This window comes from Pseudomonas sp., from assembly GCF_035554175.1.
Taxonomy (GTDB): Bacteria; Pseudomonadota; Gammaproteobacteria; order Pseudomonadales; family Pseudomonadaceae; genus Aquipseudomonas.
Genome location: NZ_DATMIV010000050.1, coordinates 54,905 through 71,384 on the forward strand (window position 1 = coordinate 54,905; position 16,480 = coordinate 71,384).

At 61.4% G+C, this 16,480-nt stretch carries 10 protein-coding genes; all 10 read left to right on the top strand.

The features are described 5' to 3' along the window. Window positions 1-49: 49 nt before the first annotated feature. The 10 genes from VNV36_RS21825 (at window position 50) to VNV36_RS21870 (ending at window position 16,463) form a co-directional block, all read left to right on the top strand. Window positions 50-1,456 (top strand): NAD(P)/FAD-dependent oxidoreductase, encoded by a 1,407-nt coding sequence (locus VNV36_RS21825; RefSeq protein ID WP_325720428.1) that lies wholly within the window; start codon window positions 50-52, stop codon window positions 1,454-1,456. A 31-nt stretch (window positions 1,457-1,487) separates the two neighbouring features. Then, window positions 1,488-1,832 (top strand): cupin domain-containing protein, encoded by a 345-nt coding sequence (locus VNV36_RS21830; protein WP_042610052.1) that lies wholly within the window; start codon window positions 1,488-1,490, stop codon window positions 1,830-1,832. Window positions 1,833-1,887: 55 nt separating this feature from the next. Further along, entirely contained in the window at window positions 1,888-2,973 is a 1,086-nt protein-coding gene (locus VNV36_RS21835; RefSeq protein ID WP_325720432.1) for a polyamine ABC transporter substrate-binding protein, read from the top strand. A gap of 456 nt (window positions 2,974-3,429) precedes the next feature. Further along, window positions 3,430-4,875 (top strand): serralysin family metalloprotease, encoded by a 1,446-nt coding sequence (locus VNV36_RS21840; RefSeq protein ID WP_325720434.1) that lies wholly within the window; start codon window positions 3,430-3,432, stop codon window positions 4,873-4,875. Window positions 4,876-4,966: 91 nt separating this feature from the next. Then, on the top strand, window positions 4,967-5,389 hold the full coding sequence (locus VNV36_RS21845; protein ID WP_325720435.1) for an AprI/Inh family metalloprotease inhibitor: 423 nt from the start codon (window positions 4,967-4,969) through the stop codon (window positions 5,387-5,389). A gap of 178 nt (window positions 5,390-5,567) precedes the next feature. Continuing rightward, a complete protein-coding gene (locus VNV36_RS21850) occupies window positions 5,568-7,343 on the top strand; it encodes a type I secretion system permease/ATPase (RefSeq protein ID WP_325720437.1) in 1,776 nt (591 codons plus the stop codon). Further along, window positions 7,340-8,689 carry an HlyD family type I secretion periplasmic adaptor subunit gene (locus tag VNV36_RS21855; RefSeq protein ID WP_325720439.1) on the top strand — a complete coding sequence of 450 codons (1,350 nt, stop codon included), beginning with the start codon at window positions 7,340-7,342 and terminating at the stop codon, window positions 8,687-8,689. Before VNV36_RS21850 ends, VNV36_RS21855 begins: the two co-directional genes overlap by 4 nt. Window positions 8,690-8,691: 2 nt before the next feature. Beyond that, entirely contained in the window at window positions 8,692-10,062 is a 1,371-nt protein-coding gene (locus tag VNV36_RS21860; protein ID WP_325720441.1) for a TolC family outer membrane protein, read from the top strand. A 191-nt stretch (window positions 10,063-10,253) separates the two neighbouring features. Further along, window positions 10,254-13,199 (top strand): autotransporter serine peptidase EprS, encoded by a 2,946-nt coding sequence (gene eprS / locus VNV36_RS21865; RefSeq protein ID WP_325720443.1) that lies wholly within the window; start codon window positions 10,254-10,256, stop codon window positions 13,197-13,199. Between the two features lie 186 nt (window positions 13,200-13,385). After that, entirely contained in the window at window positions 13,386-16,463 is a 3,078-nt protein-coding gene (locus VNV36_RS21870) for an autotransporter domain-containing protein (protein WP_325720444.1), read from the top strand. Window positions 16,464-16,480 lie beyond the last annotated feature (17 nt).

Sequence of the window (16,480 nt, forward strand, 5' to 3'; positions counted from 1 at the left end):
CAGCCACTAGGATCGACGTCATCGAAGTTTTTCAGTGGCGGAGTCTGGCATGTCGGCGTGGCGCACGATCAGTTTGTGGATGGATCAGCTCGATGAACCGCTGCTGGCACGGCCCGCGCTTGAACGGGATCTGGATGTCGACGTAGCGATAATCGGCGCCGGTTACACCGGACTGTGGACGGCGTACTACCTGAAAAAACATGCGCCTGGCCTGGATATCGCCATCGTCGAGGCGCAAACCGCCGGATTCGGTGCGTCCGGACGCAATGGTGGCTGGCTGATGGGGAACTTGCTGGGCGAGGACCGACTGTTGGCCGGGTTGTCGCCAGAACAACGCCGGGCTTCGTTCGATCTGCTGCATAGCATTCCCGATGAGGTGGAAATCGTCCTCGAACGCGAAGGCATCGACTGCGATTACCGCAAGGGCGGGGTGCTTTATTGTGCTGCGCGCTATCCAGAGCAGGGCACCGTTCTGCGCGACTACCTGAGCAAGCTGCACGCCCAAGGCCTCACCGACAACGATTACCGCTGGCTCAGCCCCGAGCAACTGGCCCAGCAGATTCGTGTGGCGAAACCCTACGGTGGCATCTTTGCCCCTCACGTTGCGACCATTCATCCGGCGAAACTGGTGCGTGGTCTGGCGCGGACCGTGCAGAACATGGGCGTGAAGATCTACGAAAACAGCCCGGTCACCCACTGGCAATCCGGCAGTTTGCGTACCGCCAAGGCCAGCGTGCGCAGCCGCTGGATCGTGCCAGCAGTGGAAGGTTATTCGGTGACGTTGCCACCGCTGGGCCGTTATCAGTTGCCGGTGCAAAGCCTGATTGTCGCCACCGAGCCGCTGTCCGCGGCGACCTGGAATGAAATAGGCCTCGACCGTGGCCAGGCCTTCAGTGAATTCAGCCGTCAGGTCACCTATGGCCAACGCAGTGCCGACAACCGCCTGATTTTCGGCGCCCGTGGCGGTTATCAGTTCGCCGGCAAATTGCGCGACAACTTCGACCTCACCCGCGACGAGGTCGAACTGCGCCGGTATCTGTTCGGCGAATTGTTCCCACAATTGAAAAACGTGCAGATCACCCACGCCTGGGGCGGCAACCTCGGCATGTCGCGACATTTCAAGCCGCACATGCTCTGCGATCGCGCCAACGGCATCGCGCTGAGCGGCGGTTATGGCGGGGAGGGCGTCGGTGCCAGCAACCTTGGCGGGCGCACACTGGCTGATCTGATTCTCGAGCGCGACAGCGAACTGGTGCAGCAGCCGTGGGTGCTGCCCGACGGTGGCATTCATGCGCTGCGTGCCTGGGAGCCGGAGCCGTGCCGTTGGCTGGGTTACAACGCGATCATCAAAAGCTTTGTGCATGAAGACCAGACCCTGGCCAACCCTGCGACTGCGCCTTGGCGACGCAAACTCGCCAGCCGTGTGGCCGGCTTCATGGAAGGTTTCATGCACTAAACGCCGTTTCCCTCGACAAACAGGTCACGCCATGAGCATCACCCAATTCAAGAACACCGCCACGCTGGCGCTCGAAGAATCCAGCCCGGTCGCCGTGCCCCTCGGCGAGCCCGTTGCAATCGCCTCGACCACCAGTGTCGAGCGCGACGACGGCGTTGAAACCGGCGTCTGGGAATGCACCCCGGGGCGCTGGCGGCGGCAGATCACCGCGCAGGAGTTCTGCCATTTCATTTCCGGGCGTTGCACGTTCACCCCCGACGGTGGTGGTGAAACCCTTCACATACAAGGCGGCGACGCACTGATGTTGCCAGCTAACACGCTCGGGATCTGGGATATCCAGGAAACCGTGCGCAAGAGCTACGTGCTGATTTTCTGACTGTTTGATCCTTTGATTGCCTGCCAACAAAAAAAGCCCATACAGGAATCGCCCCATGATCCAGAAAACCCTCGCATTGGCGCCGCTGCTGCTGGTCGCTTCCATCAGTCACGCGGCCGAGACGGTCAAGGTCTACAACTGGTCGGACTACATCGCCCCGGATACCACGAAGAATTTCCAGAAAGACACGGGCATCGGCGTCACCTACGACGTCTATGACAGCAACGAAACCCTCGACGGCAAGTTGATGACCGGCAAATCCGGATACGACGTGGTGTTCCCGTCGAACCATTTCATGGCGCGGCAGATTCAGGGCGGGGCGCTGAAGAAGCTCGACAAGAGTCAGTTACCGAACTGGAAGAACCTTAATCCGGCGCTCCTCAAGGCCCTGCAGACCAACGACCCGAACAACGAGCACGGCTTTCCATACCTGTGGGGCAGCACCGGCATCGGCTACAACATCGCCAAGGTCAAAGCGGTGCTGGGCGACAACGCGCCGGTGGATTCCTGGGACTTGATCTTCAAACCCGAGTACATGGAAAAGCTGCAGAAGTGCGGCGTGGCGATCCTCGACAATGGCCCGGAACTGCTCCCGGCGGCGCTCAACTACCTCGGCCTGCCGCACCACAGCAAGAACCCCGAAGACTACAAAAAAGCCGAAGCGCTGCTGATGAAAGTCCGCCCCTACGTCAGCTACTTCCATTCCTCGAAATACACCAGTGACCTGGCCAATGGCGATATCTGCGTAGCGGTCGGGTTTTCCGGCGACATCCTGCAAGCGGAGAACCGCGCCAAGGAAGCTAAAAATGGCGTCGAGATCGGGTATGCCATTCCCAAAGAGGGCGCAGCGATCTGGTTCGACATGGTCGCCATGCCCGCCGACGCACCGGATGAGAAGGCCGGCTACGCCTTCATGAACTACCTGCTGCGCCCGGACGTCATGGCCGGGATTACCAACTACGTGCATTACGCCAATGGCAACGAACAGGCCGACACACTGATCGACCCGGCGATCAAGAATGACACCAAGGTTTACCCGAGCGCGGAAATGATGGGCAAGCTTTTTGCGCTGGAGGCGATGCCGTTGAACATTGACCGGATTCGCACGCGGGTGTGGAACAAAATCCGAACGGGGAGCTGACCTGCCGTCCTCCGTAGGAGCTGACGAGTGCAACGAGGCTGCGATCTCTTGATCTTGATCTTCAAAAGGTCAGAGTCAAAAGATCGCAGCCTCGTTGCGCTCGTCAGCTCCTACAGTCCGAATGACGTCGTAGAGTTGATATCAAATCACTGGCACCCTTGGCCGAAAGTGTGACTCGCCCAACAAATCCAAACTTACCGATATTTAATATTTAAATAGAAAATCGTCAGACAATTCCCTCTGTCTCACCAACTAAAAACATTCTTCTCTCCCCGCACGCTTTGTTTGCGGCAGTTTCCTGATACCGCCAAATCGGATCGCAAAAAAACTCTTTACGACAGATTTCAAATTGTGTCAGGTTCGTTACGCCTTCATTGGGCGAGTGATAGGACGATCTCGCCAAAGATCGTCCTGTCGGACAAAAACTGTTCCATTGCTAAACAAGGAAGTGTGTTTATGTCAAAAGTTAAGACCAACGCTATTGATACTGCCGAACAGGCCTTCCAGCTGGCGGCGTTCAGCTCGGCATACAACCAGATCACTAGCTTCAGCCATCAATACGATCGTGGCGGCAACCTCACGGTCAATGGCAAACCCTCGTACTCTGTCGATCAGGCGGCCAACCAGCTGCTGCGTGACGGCGCTGCCTACCAGGACAAGGACGGCAGCGGCAAGATCGAGCTCACCTACACGTTCCTGACCTCGGCCTCGAACAGCACGATGAACAAGCACGGGATCAGCGGGTTCAGTCAGTTCAGCGCGCAGCAGCAGGCCCAGGCCAAGCTCGCCATGCAGTCCTGGGCGGATGTGGCCAATGTCACCTTTACCGAGAGAGCCTCGGGCGGCGACGGGCACATGACCTTCGGTAACTACAGCGGTGGCCAGGACGGCGCTGCGGCGTTCGCTTATCTGCCGGGTACCGGCGCCGGCTATGACGGTACTTCCTGGTACTTGATCAACAGCGGTTACACGCAGAACAAGAACCCGGATCTGAACAACTACGGTCGTCAGACCCTGACCCACGAAATCGGCCACACCCTGGGCCTCGCGCACCCTGGCGACTACAACGCCGGCAATGGCAACCCGACCTACAATGACGCGACCTACGGCCAGGACACCCGTGGCTACAGCGTCATGAGTTACTGGAGCGAGAGCAACACCAACCAGAACTTCAGCAAGGGCGGCGTCGAAGCCTATTCGTCCGGCCCGCTTATGGACGACATCGCAGCCATCCAGAAGCTCTACGGCGCCAACACCACCACCCGCACCGGCGACACCACCTACGGCTTCAATTCCAACGCCGGCCGCGATTTCCTCAGCGCTTCGTCGTCGAGCGACAAAGTGGTGTTTTCGGTGTGGGATGCCGGCGGCAAGGACACCCTGGACTTCTCCGGTTTCACCCAGAACCAGAAGATCAACCTCAATGACGCATCGTTCTCCGACGTGGGCGGCCTGGTCGGCAACGTGTCGATTGCCAAGGGCGCGATCATCGAGAACGCCATCGGCGGTTCGGGTAGCGATTTACTGATCGGCAACAGCGTGGCCAACGAGCTGAAGGGCGGTGCCGGCAACGACATCCTCTACGGGGCTGGCGGTGCCGATAAACTGTGGGGCGGTGCCGGTTCGGATACTTTTGTGTTCGCTGCCAGCTCGGACTCCAAGCCGGGTGCAATCGATCAGATCCTCGATTTCGTCAGCGGTCTGGACAAAATCGACCTGACCGGTATCACCAACGGTGCGGGCCTGCACTTCGTCAACAGCTTCACCGGTTCTGCTGGCGATGCAGTGTTGACCTCGTCGGGTGGCAACAGCCTGCTGTCGGTGGATTTCTCCGGGCATGGCGTGGCTGACTTCATCGTCAGCACCGTTGGCCAGGCAGCGACCAGCGATATCGTGGCGTGATGTGAAGGGAAAGCGGCGCCTGGTGCGTCGCTTTCTTCGCTTGCATCGGTCTGATCGCCGGGCAAGGCTACGAGCGGAAGCGAAATTTCCTATGCGTGGACATGTTTTTACTTACAAAACGATGGCATGGCTGATGGCAGTCACGCTGATGATGAGCGGAGCGACAAGCATGGCAAGCAGCCTCAGACTCGAAGAACCCTCGGCATTCGCCGGGCGCTGGCAGGCCACATTGACCTCGCACAACGACACAGCCGAAACGCGGTCGCTGCAAGACAAACCGTCGAACACTTGCCTTATCGATCTTGCTCAGAACCAGACCGTGAGCGAGGGCGCCGACTGCCTGGGCGCGTGGTTGAGCGAAGCGCCGATCGGCTGGTTTCCAGAACCCGACGGGATTTCCATCACAGGCAAGGAAGGTTCAAAAATCGCCTTCTTCAGCCGCCAGCGAGACGGGTCCTATACAAATACATTGGCTGCGGGATTGCTGATTACGCTGGAGCGTGTCGAGCACTAAACAGTGGATGAAGTTGTGTGTGTTGATATAAGGCAATGCATGCACGTTATAAATGTGGCGGGTATGCAACTTGTTATTAAATTGTAAGCGCTACTTGCAAGCAGTCACTGCCAAGTAGTCGGAATATTAATGGAATGCTCGTGCGGTAATGACGAGAACATGAATTCAGGAAGAATCAATGAAGATGGCGAAAGCCCCAGCCTCCGCTCCGTTAATCAAGGCATTGGCTGACTATAAGAGCATTCTGATCAGCGTCGGTTGTTTCACTGCGCTGATCAACGTGCTGATGCTGGTGCCGTCGATCTACATGCTGCAAGTCTATGACCGGGTGCTGTCGTCACAGAACGAAACCACCCTGGCAATGCTGTCGTTGATGGTTGTCGGTTTCTTCGCCTTCATCGGCCTGCTGGAAGTGATCCGCAGCTTTATCGTCATCCGCATCGGCAGCCAGCTGGAGCGCCGCTTCAATCTGCGTGTCTATCAGGCCGCATTCGAGCGCAATCTGTTCAAAGGCGAAGGCAATGCCGGACAGTCGCTGGGCGATCTGACTCATATCCGCCAGTTCGTCACCGGCCCTGCTTTGTTCGCTTTCTTTGATGCGCCGTGGTTCCCGGTCTACCTGTTTGTGATTTATCTGTTCAACGTCTGGCTCGGTGTGCTGGCCACGGCGGGGGCGTTGCTGTTGATCGCACTGGCCTGCCTGAACGAGTACATGACCAAAAAACCGCTGGGCGAGGCGGCCGGATTTTCCCAGCAGTCCAGTCAGTTGGCGACCAGTCATTTGCACAACGCCGAAACCATTCAGGCGATGGGCATGCTCGGTTCGCTGCGCAAACGCTGGTTTGCGGTGCACTCGCGCTTTCTCGGCTTGCAGAACCAGGCGAGCGACACCGGCGCGGTGATCAGTTCGCTGAGCAAGACCCTGCGCCTGTGCCTGCAATCGTTGGTGCTGGGCCTCGGCGCGCTGCTAGTGATCAAGGGCGACATGACGGCCGGGATGATGATCGCCGGTTCGATCCTCATGGGCCGGGTATTGAGCCCGATCGACCAGTTGATCGCCGTATGGAAACAGTGGAGCGGGGCGAAGCTGGCTTACCGGCGGCTCGATGCGCTGCTGCAAGCGTTCCCGCCAAGCGACGAGGCCATGGCCCTGCCGGCCCCGAAAGGCCAGATCACCTTCGAACAAGTCAGCGCCGGCCCGCCGGGGCAACGCACCGCGACGTTGCACATGGTCAATTTCAACCTCGGTGCCGGTGAAGTGCTCGGTGTGCTCGGCGCTTCCGGCTCCGGCAAATCGACGCTGGCCCGGGTGCTGGTCGGTGTGTGGCCAGTTCTGGGCGGCACTGTGCGCCTCGATGGCGCTGATATTCACCGCTGGAACCGTGATCAGCTCGGCCCTTACATCGGCTATCTGCCGCAAGACATCGAGCTGTTCAGCGGCAGTATCGCCGAAAATATTGCGCGCTTTAGCGAAGCCGATCCGCAAAAAGTCGTCGCAGCCGCACAACAGGCTGGCGTCCACGAGATGATCCTGCGTCTGCCGCAAGGCTATGACACGCAATTGGGCGAGGATGGCAGCGGCTTGTCCGGTGGGCAGAAGCAACGCGTCGCTCTGGCCCGCGCACTGTACGGCACCCCGAGTCTGGTGGTGCTGGATGAACCCAATTCCAACCTCGACACCGTCGGTGAAGCCGCACTGGCCAGCGCCATTGCGCAACTCAAGGTTCAGGGCACCACGGTGATTCTGGTCACCCACCGCTCTTCGGTGCTGGCTCAGGCTGACAAATTGCTGGTGCTCAACGATGGTCGTTTGCAGGCGTTCGGCCCGAGTCAGGATGTGCTCAAGGCACTTTCCGGCCAGCACGAACAGCAACGCGAAAAAGCTGCACAAGCACCGGGCGGGCTCAGCATGAGCCGCCAGTATCAGCCGACGACAAGGAATTCGGGTGTATGAGCAGCACCAGCATCAACACAGAAAACGAAGCGCGCATGGAGCACGCGTACATCACCGAGCGTCCGGAACGCGATGCGAAATTCTTCGCGCGCATGGGCTGGATCCTGGCCATCGTCGGCGCTGGCAGTTTCTTCACCTGGGCGGCACTGGCGCCGCTGGATCAGGGCATTCCGGTGCAGGGCACGGTGGTGGTATCGGGCAAACGCAAGGCTGTGCAGTCGATGAGCAGCGGCGTGGTCAGCCGGATTCTGGTGCGCGAAGGCGAGATCGTGAAGCAGGGCCAGCCATTGTTCCGCCTCGATCAGACCCAGGTCGCTGCCGACGTGCAATCGTTGCAGGCGCAGTACCGCATGGCCTGGGCCAGCCTCGCGCGCTGGCAGGCCGAGCGCGACAATCTCAAGCAAGTGACCTTTCCGCCGGAGCTGAGCAACGACCCGGACCCGCGTCTGGCGCTGGTGCTGGAAGGCCAGCGGCAACTGTTCAGCAGCCGCCGCGAAGCGTTCTCGCGTGAGCAAGCGGCACTGCGCGCCAGTATCGAAGGCGCGACTGCGCAGCTGGCCGGCATGCGCCGCGCGCGCAGCGACCTGAATGCTCAGGCCAGCTCCTTGCAGCAACAATTGAGCAACCTGCAACCGCTGGCCGACAACGGCTACATCCCGCGCAACCGCTTGATGGACTACCAACGACAACTGTCGCAGGTGCAGCAGCAACTGGCGGAAAACACCGGCGAGAGCGGACGCGTGGAGCAGGGCATTCTTGAGTCGCGTTTGAAATTGCAGCAGCACGGCGAGGAATATCAGAAGGAAGTCCGCACGCAGCTGGCCGATGCGCAACTTAAGAGCGTCACCCTGTCCGAGCAACTGACCTCCGCCGGTTTCGACCTGCAACACAGCGAAATCCTCGCCACTGCCGATGGCGTGGCGGTGAACCTTGGCGTGCACACCGAGGGCGCGGTGGTGCGTCAGGGCGAAACCCTGCTCGAGATCGTTCCGCAGGGCACCACCCTTGAAATGGAAGGGCATTTGCCGATCAACCTGATCGACAAGGTCGGCACGCATCTACCGGTCGATATTCTGTTTACCGCGTTCAACCAGAGCAAAACCCCGCGCGTGCCCGGCGAAGTCAGCCTGATTTCCGCCGACCAGATGGTCGATGAAAAGACCGGCGTGCCGTATTACGTGTTGCGCAGCAGCGTCAGTGATCAGGCCATGGAAAAACTCAACGGCCTGGTGATCAAACCCGGCATGCCCGCGGAAATGTTCGTGCGCACCGGTGAGCGTTCACTCCTCAACTACCTGTTCAAACCGCTGCTCGACCGCGCCGGTTCCGCGTTGACCGAGGAATAAGGATGTTCGGCTGTATGAATAAGCTTTCAATGCTGGGGGCGGCAATGGTGCTGCTCGCGAGCCAATCGGCAGTTGCGGCCATGGGGCCGTTCGAGATTTACGAGCAGGCGTTGCGCAATGATCCGGTGTTCCTCGGTGCGATCAAGGAACGTGATGCCGGCCTGGAAAACCGCGCCATCGGCCGCGCCGGGCTGCTGCCTCGGATCGGCTACACCTATAACAAGGGCCGTAACTCGTCCAAGGCTACGTCTCTGGATGATCGTGCGCGTAATCGCACCGATGAGCGCAACTACAACAGTTACGGCTCGGCGCTGACGGTGCAGCAACCGCTGCTTGATTACGAGGCTTACGCGGCGTATCGCAAAGGTGTCGCCCAGTCGCTGTTTGCCGACGAGGCCTTTCGCGGCAAGAGTCAGGAACTGCTGGTGCGGGTCCTCGACAACTACACCAAGGCGTTGTTCGCCCAGGATCAGATCGACATCGCTCAGGCGAAAAAGAAGGCCTACGAGCAGCAGTTCCAGCAGAACGAACACATGTTCAAGCAGGGCGAGGGCACGCGCACCGACATCCTCGAAGCCGAGTCGCGCTACGAACTGGCGACCGCCGAGGAAATCGAGGCGCGCAATGAACAGGACGCAGCGCTGCGAGAGCTGGGGGCGCTGGTGGGCGTGCCGGCGGTGGATATCGGCGACCTCGCACCGCTCGACCAGCAGTTCCAGACCTTTATCCTGCAACCGGCGAATTTCGATACCTGGCATGAACTGGCAATCAGCAACAACCCGAACCTGGCCTCGCAGCGTCAGGCCGTGGAAGTCGCACGCTATGAAGTCGAGCGCAACCGCGCCGGCCACCTGCCGAAAATCAATGCTTACGCCTCGATGCGCGACAACGAGTCGGAAAGCGGCAACACCTACAACCAGCGCTATGAAACCAACACCATTGGCCTGGAAGTCAGCGTGCCGCTGTATGCCGGCGGTGGTGTATCCGCATCCACCCGTCAGGCCAGCCGCACCATGGAACAGGCCGAGTACGAACTGGACGGCAAAACCCGTGAGACGCTGATCGAACTGCGCCGACAGTTCAGCGCCTGCCTGTCCGGGGTCAGCAAGTTACGTGCTTATCAGAAAGCGCTGAAGTCGGCGGAAGCGCTGGTGGTCTCGACCCGGCAAAGCATTCTGGGTGGCGAGCGCACCAACCTCGACGCGTTGAACGCCGAGCAGCAGCTGTTCACCACCCGCCGCGATCTGGCGCAGGCGCGATACGACTATCTGATGGCCTGGACCAAATTGCATTTCTACGCCGGGACCTTGAACGAGCAGGATCTGGCGCGGGTGGACGAAGCCTTTGTGGTCGCGCAACAGCCCTCACCCTAAGCCTCTACTAGAGGGAAGGGGACCGATCGAGTGGCTTGCGACAGTTGCACCGACCTGAGCGACCGAGTCGGACTCAGGTTTGGAAATCAACACAAATCGGCTCCCTCTCCTAGGGGAGAAGGCTGGGGTGAGGGGAACAGGCAACACCGATTTCAGCCCGGAACAGAACAACAAAAACGAGAGTGATGAACATGGACGTACGCATCAAACCGATTTCGCTCGGTACGCTGTTGCTTGTGACCTGCACAACCCAGGCCCAATACCTGGAATCCGGCCGGCCCGGCGATCCGCTCAGTTGGCGCAGCGCCGAGTTCCTGCGTGACTGGGGCCTTGAACGCATGCAGGCCGATCAAGCCTACGCTGCCGGCATCACCGGCAAGGGCGTGAAAATCGGCGCGCTCGATTCCGGTTTCGATGCCGCCCACCCCGAGTTCGCCACCGATCGCTATCACCCCGTAACTGCCAGCGGCACTTACCTCGACGGCTCGGCGTTCAACGTCGATGGCACGCTCAACCCCAACAACGATTCCCACGGCACCCACGTGGTCGGGACTATGGGCGCCGCCCGTGATGGCAGCGGCATGCACGGCGTGGCGTACAACGCGCAAATCTACGTTGGCAACACCAACAAGAACGACAGTTTCCTCTTCGGCCCCAATCCCGATCCGCGTTACTTCAAAGCGGTCTACGACAGCTTGGCCGAGGCTGGCGTGCGGGCGATCAATAACAGTTGGGGCAGTCAGCCGCCGGATGTCAGCTACCGCACCCTGGCGGATCTGCACGCCGCCTATGCGCAACACTGGAACAAGGGCACCTGGCTCGACGCCGCTGCCGATGTGTCCCGACGCGGCGTGATCAACGTGTTCAGCGCTGGCAACAGCGGTTACCCGAATGCCAGCGTCCGTTCAGCGCTGCCGTACTTTCAGCCGGATCTGGAAGGCCACTGGCTGGCGGTGTCAGGGCTCGATCAGAGCAATCAGCAGAAGTACAACCAGTGCGGCATCGCCAAATACTGGTGCATCACCACGCCGGGGGCGAAGATCGACAGCACCGTGCCCGGTGGCGATTATGGGATCAAGTCCGGTACCTCGATGGCGGCACCGCACGCGACTGGCGCCCTGGCGCTGGTGATGGAACGCTATCCGTACATGACCAATCAGCAGGCGCTCGAAGTGCTGCTGACCACCGCCACGCAGCTCGATGGCTCGGTCACCGATGCACCGACCGAGCGGGTTGGCTGGGGCGTGGCCAACCTCAACCGGGCGATGCGCGGGCCGGGGCAATTGCTTGGCGCATTCGACGCCAATCTGGGGGCGGGGCAGCGCGATGTCTGGAGCAATGACATCTCCGACAAGGCGCTGATTCAGCGCCAGAGCGAAGACCTCGCCGAGCACAGCGCCTGGCAGCAAACCCTGCAGGACAAAGGCTGGCAGAACGGTGTTCCGGTCGGCGCCAGTCAGCAGGACCAGACCGATTACGCCGTGGGCATGCTCCGTGACGCGGCGGCGGCCAGTCGCCTGTATCAGGGCAGCCTGATCAAGTCCGGCGAAGGCCAGCTGCTGCTCAGCGGTACAAACACCTATCGCGGCCCGACCACGGTCAATGGCGGTCTGCTGACCGTAAACGGTTCGCTGACCTCAGCCGTCACCGTCAACAACAGCGGAACCCTCGGCGGCACCGGACGCATCGCCGCGTTGACCGCCAACAGCGGCGGGCGGGTCGCACCGGGCAATTCCATCGGTACCTTGAACGTGGCCGGCGATGTGACACTTGCCCCAGGCTCGACCTACGCGGTGGAACTGTCGCCCACCAGCAGCGACCGCATCGTCGCCGGCGGCGCGGCCACGGTCAGCGGCGCCACCGTCAGCCTGGCGCTGGAAAACAGCCCGACCCTGCTCAGCAGCGCCGAAGCGCAAAGCCTGCTCGGCCGTCAGTACGACATCCTGCAAGCGGCCGGTGGCATTCAAGGCCAGTTCGCTGCGGTACTGCCGAATTACCTGTTTATCGGCGGCGCTCTCGATTACGCCGCAACCGGCATTCAACTGAACATCGAACGCAACGCGACAAGCTTCGCCAGCGTCGGGCAAACGCCGAACCAGCGTTCGGTGGCGGCGGCAGTGGAAGCGTTGGGCGCCGGTAATTCCGTCTACGAAAGTGTGCTGCGTGCCCCCACCCAAGCCTCGGCCCGGCAAGCCTTCCAGCAACTGAGCGGCGAGATTTATCCGGCGCTGGGCACGATGCTGGTCAACGACAGCCGCCAGTTGCGTGATGCGGTCGGCGAGCGGCTGCATGATGAATCGGCGACCCGCAGCAACGGCTGGATCAAAGCCCTCGGCGCCTGGGGCAGCACCGACTCAGGCCACGACACCGCGGGCTACAACACCTCGATTGGCGGCCTGCTGGCGGGTGTCGACGGCGCGCTGGATGAGCAGACCCGCATCGGTCTGGTCACCGGTTATAGCGACAGCTCCTTGAGCATGGGCTCGGGCACGCATTCTTCGGCGAAAGTCGACAGCTATCACCTCGGCGCTTACGCCGGACACGACCTCGGCGCCTGGCGCGTGAGCACAGGCTTGGCCTACAGCTGGCATCGCGGCGATGTGAAGCGCGATCTGCAATACGACGAGGTCAGCGCCAAGCAAAAAGCCAAGGTCGATGCGACCACCACTCAGGTGTTCGGCGAGGCGGCGTACCGCTTGCAGCTGCAACCTTTAGCGCTGGAACCGTTCGCCAACCTGACCTACCTGCATCTTGACACCGAGGGCTTCACCGAGAAGGGCGATGCCGCCGCGCTGAAAAGCTCGGGCGATACGCGCGACGTGGTGTTGAGCACCCTGGGCGTGCGGACGAGCAAAACCTTCAACCTGGCGAACCGGCAAGCGCTGGATGTCAGCGCCCGTCTCGGCTGGCAGCACAGCCTCAGCGATATTGAATCCGAGCAACATTTGCGTTTTGCCAATGGCGGCACGCCGTACACAGTGGAGAGTTCGGCGCTGGTGCGTGATGCCGCGCTGCTGGGCGTGCAGGCCAGCCTGGCTTTGAGCAAGGACGTGCGGGTCAACCTTGACTACAACGGCCAACTGGCCAGCCGCGAAAAGCTGCACGGCGTGGGCCTGAGTTTGAACTGGCAATTCTGACCTGTGGCGAGGGAGTTTGCTCCCGCTGGGGCGCGAAGCGGCCCTCTGCTTTCGTCAGGCAGATCGCGTTGACTGATTTTACGGCTGCTGCGCAGCCGAGCGGGAGCAAGCTCCCTCGCCACAAAAGGTGTGCACGGCAGCTCAGACAATCGGATTTTTTCGCAACATCACTAAGGAAGGTCGTGGATGAATAACAACAATACCCCCGCGCAATCGGGTGGTCGCTTTGCCCTGAAAACCCTGACGCTGGCGGTGCTCTGTGCCAGTGCTACGGCACACGCCGCGCCGTATGTGGAAAACGGCCGCAACGGCGATCCGTCGAGTTGGCGCAGCAGCGAGTTCCGGGCCGACTGGGGCCTGGGGGCGATCGGCGCTGATTACGCCTACGCCGCCGGCTACACCGGCAAGGGCGTGAAACTGGGCATTTTCGATCAGCCGGTCTACGCCGCGCATCCGGAGTTCTCCGGCAGCAACAAAGTCGTCACCCTGGTCACCAGCGGCATCCGCGAATACACTGACCCGTACATCCCGGTGAAGGCCGGCGATGCATTTCTCTACGACGGTTCGCCCTCGGTCGGCTCCAACGGCAAGCTCGGCGCCCACGGCACGCACGTAGGCGGCATCGCAGCGGGCAGCCGCGATGGCGGCGTGATGCACGGCGTCGCGTTCGGCGCGCAGATCATCAGCGCCGACAACGGCGACCCGGGACCGGAAGACGGCATCGTTCGCGGCAACGACGGCGCGGTGTACAAGGCCGGTTGGGATGCACTGATCGCCAGCGGCGCGCGGATCATCAACAACAGTTGGGGTATCGGCATCACCGACCGCTTCGACCTCGGCGGCCGCGATCCGGCGTACCCGCACTTCACCGTCAACGACGCACAACTGCAGTTCAACGAAATCCGCACACTGCTCGGCACCAAACCCGGCGGCGCCTATGACGGCGCGATTGCCGCCGCACGCAGCGGCATCGTTACCATCTTCGCCGCCGGCAACGACTACAACCTCAACAACCCGGACGCCATCGCTGGTCTCGGCTACTTCGTGCCGGACATCGCGCCGAACTGGATCACCGTCGCCGCGTTGCAGCAGAACCCGGACGCGGCCAGCGCCAACCCCTATGTGATCAGCACGTTCTCCTCGCGTTGCGGCTACACCGCCAGTTACTGCGTGTCGGCGCCGGGCACGAAGATCTACAGCTCGATCATCGAAGGCACCAACGCTGGCAACCTGACTACCAGCTATGCCAACTACAACGGCACGTCGATGGCGGCGCCGCATGTCGCTGGTTCCATCGCGGTGCTGATGGAGCGCTTTCCGTACATGAGCGGCGATCAGGTCGCCAGCGTGCTGCGCACCACCGCCACCGATCTCGGCGCGCCGGGCATTGACGCCTTGTACGGCTGGGGCATGATCAACCTGCGCAAGGGCATCGACGGCCCGGCGATGTTCGTCACCGAGCAGGACATTCCCGAGGAATTCCGTGTGCAGGGCGCCTACGGCTCTGGCCAGTTCGTCGCCGATCTACCGGGCATCGGCGCGATCATCGATAAGGGCAAACCGACCGAACGGGTGTGCAGCGACATCACTTGCGGCCTCGACACCTGGCGCAACGACATCGGCGGCCATGGCGGTCTGACCAAGCAAGGCATTGGCACGCTGGTGTTGACCGGCAACAACACCTACAGCGGCCCGACCCTGGTCAACCAGGGGCGATTGGCAATCAATGGTTCGCTGCAATCGGCGGTCACCGTAAATGACGGCGGCATCCTCGGTGGTAATGGCCGTATCGGCGCGCTGGCCGTGAACAGCGGCGGTACAGTGGCGCCGGGCAACTCGATCGGCACCCTGAATGTGGCCGGTGACGTGACCTTCGCGCCGGGTTCGACCTACGCCGTAGAACTGTCGCCGACCAGCAGCGATCAAATCGTTGCGACCGGTAAAGCGGTCGTCGAAGGGGCGACGGTAAGCATGTCGCTGGAGAACAGCCCGACCTTGCTGAGTACCGGCGAAGTGCAAAGTCTGCTCGGCACGCGCTACAACATTCTGCAGGCGGCTGGCGGCATTGAAGGGCGCTTCGGCCAGGTGTTGCCGGATTACGCCTTCCTGGGTGGCACCCTCGATTACTCGGCTGGCGGCGTTCAACTGGCGGTAGGGCGTAACGCGGCGTCGTTCGCCAGTGTCGGTTTGACGCCGAACCAGCGCGCCGTGGGTGCTGCGGCCGAGCGCCTGGGCGCGGGCAATGCGCTGTTCGAAACCCTGTTGTTGTCGCCCAATGCGGCGTCGGCGCAGCAGGCCTTCCAACAGTTGTCCGGGGAAATCCACCCGGCCATCGGCACGCTGCTGATCAACGACAGCCGCTACCTGCGCGAAGCCGTCGGCGAGCGCCTGCGTGAGCGCGATCTGTTCAACGCCGATGCGCCGACGGATGATCGCAGCAACGTCTGGGTCAAGGTTCTCGGTTCGTGGGGCGAAAGTGACGGTGGACATGAGAATGCCGACTCCAACAGCTCCATCGGCGGGCTGCTGGCGGGTGTCGACGGTCTGATTGCTGAAGATACCCGGCTCGGCTTCGTCACCGGCTACAGCGACAGCTCGTTGAGCATGGGCAGCGGCACGCATTCGTCGGCGTCGGTCGACAGCTACCATTTGGGTGCGTACCTGGGCCATGAAATCGATGCGTTGCGCCTGACCGTCGGCGGCGCCTACAGCTGGCATCGCATCGACGTGAAGCGTGATTTGCAGCTCGGCGACGTCAGCGGCAAACAGAAAACCAAGCGCGATGCGACCACCGCGCAACTGTTCACCGAGGCCGCTTACGACCTGGGCCTGCAACCGATGAACCTGGAGCCGTTCGCCAATCTGTCCTACGTCCACCTCAACACCGACAGCTTCACCGAAAAGGGTGACGCCGCCGCGCTGAAAGGCGGTGAGGACAACCGCGACGTGGTGCTGTCGACCCTCGGCGTGCGCGCCAAGCGCAGCTTCGCCTTGTCGGATCAGCATCAACTGGAACTGGGCGCGAGCCTCGGCTGGCAGCACAACCTGAGCAGCGTCGATGCCGACAGCCACCTGGCCTTCGCCAATGGCAACAGCGCGTTCACCGTGCAGAGCGTGTCGATGGACCGTGACGCGGCCGTGGTCGGCGTGCGTGCCGGGCTGGCGCTCAATCGTGACGTGCGGGTCAACCTCGATTACAACGGGCTGCTCGGCTCGAACGAGAAGGATCATGGCGTCGGTCTGACCCTCGACTGGCAGTTCTGAAGCACGACCGGCAGCTC

Coding starts and splice junctions, on each gene's coding strand:
- VNV36_RS21855 (WP_325720439.1), top strand. CDS start 7,340: ATGAGCAGCACCAGCATCAACACAGAAAACGAAGCGCGCATGGAGCAC.
- VNV36_RS21835 (WP_325720432.1), top strand. CDS start 1,888: ATGATCCAGAAAACCCTCGCATTGGCGCCGCTGCTGCTGGTCGCTTCC.
- eprS (WP_325720443.1), top strand. CDS start 10,254: ATGGACGTACGCATCAAACCGATTTCGCTCGGTACGCTGTTGCTTGTG.
- VNV36_RS21860 (WP_325720441.1), top strand. CDS start 8,692: ATGTTCGGCTGTATGAATAAGCTTTCAATGCTGGGGGCGGCAATGGTG.
- VNV36_RS21870 (WP_325720444.1), top strand. CDS start 13,386: ATGAATAACAACAATACCCCCGCGCAATCGGGTGGTCGCTTTGCCCTG.
- VNV36_RS21830 (WP_042610052.1), top strand. CDS start 1,488: ATGAGCATCACCCAATTCAAGAACACCGCCACGCTGGCGCTCGAAGAA.
- VNV36_RS21850 (WP_325720437.1), top strand. CDS start 5,568: ATGAAGATGGCGAAAGCCCCAGCCTCCGCTCCGTTAATCAAGGCATTG.
- VNV36_RS21845 (WP_325720435.1), top strand. CDS start 4,967: ATGCGTGGACATGTTTTTACTTACAAAACGATGGCATGGCTGATGGCA.
- VNV36_RS21825 (WP_325720428.1), top strand. CDS start 50: ATGTCGGCGTGGCGCACGATCAGTTTGTGGATGGATCAGCTCGATGAA.
- VNV36_RS21840 (WP_325720434.1), top strand. CDS start 3,430: ATGTCAAAAGTTAAGACCAACGCTATTGATACTGCCGAACAGGCCTTC.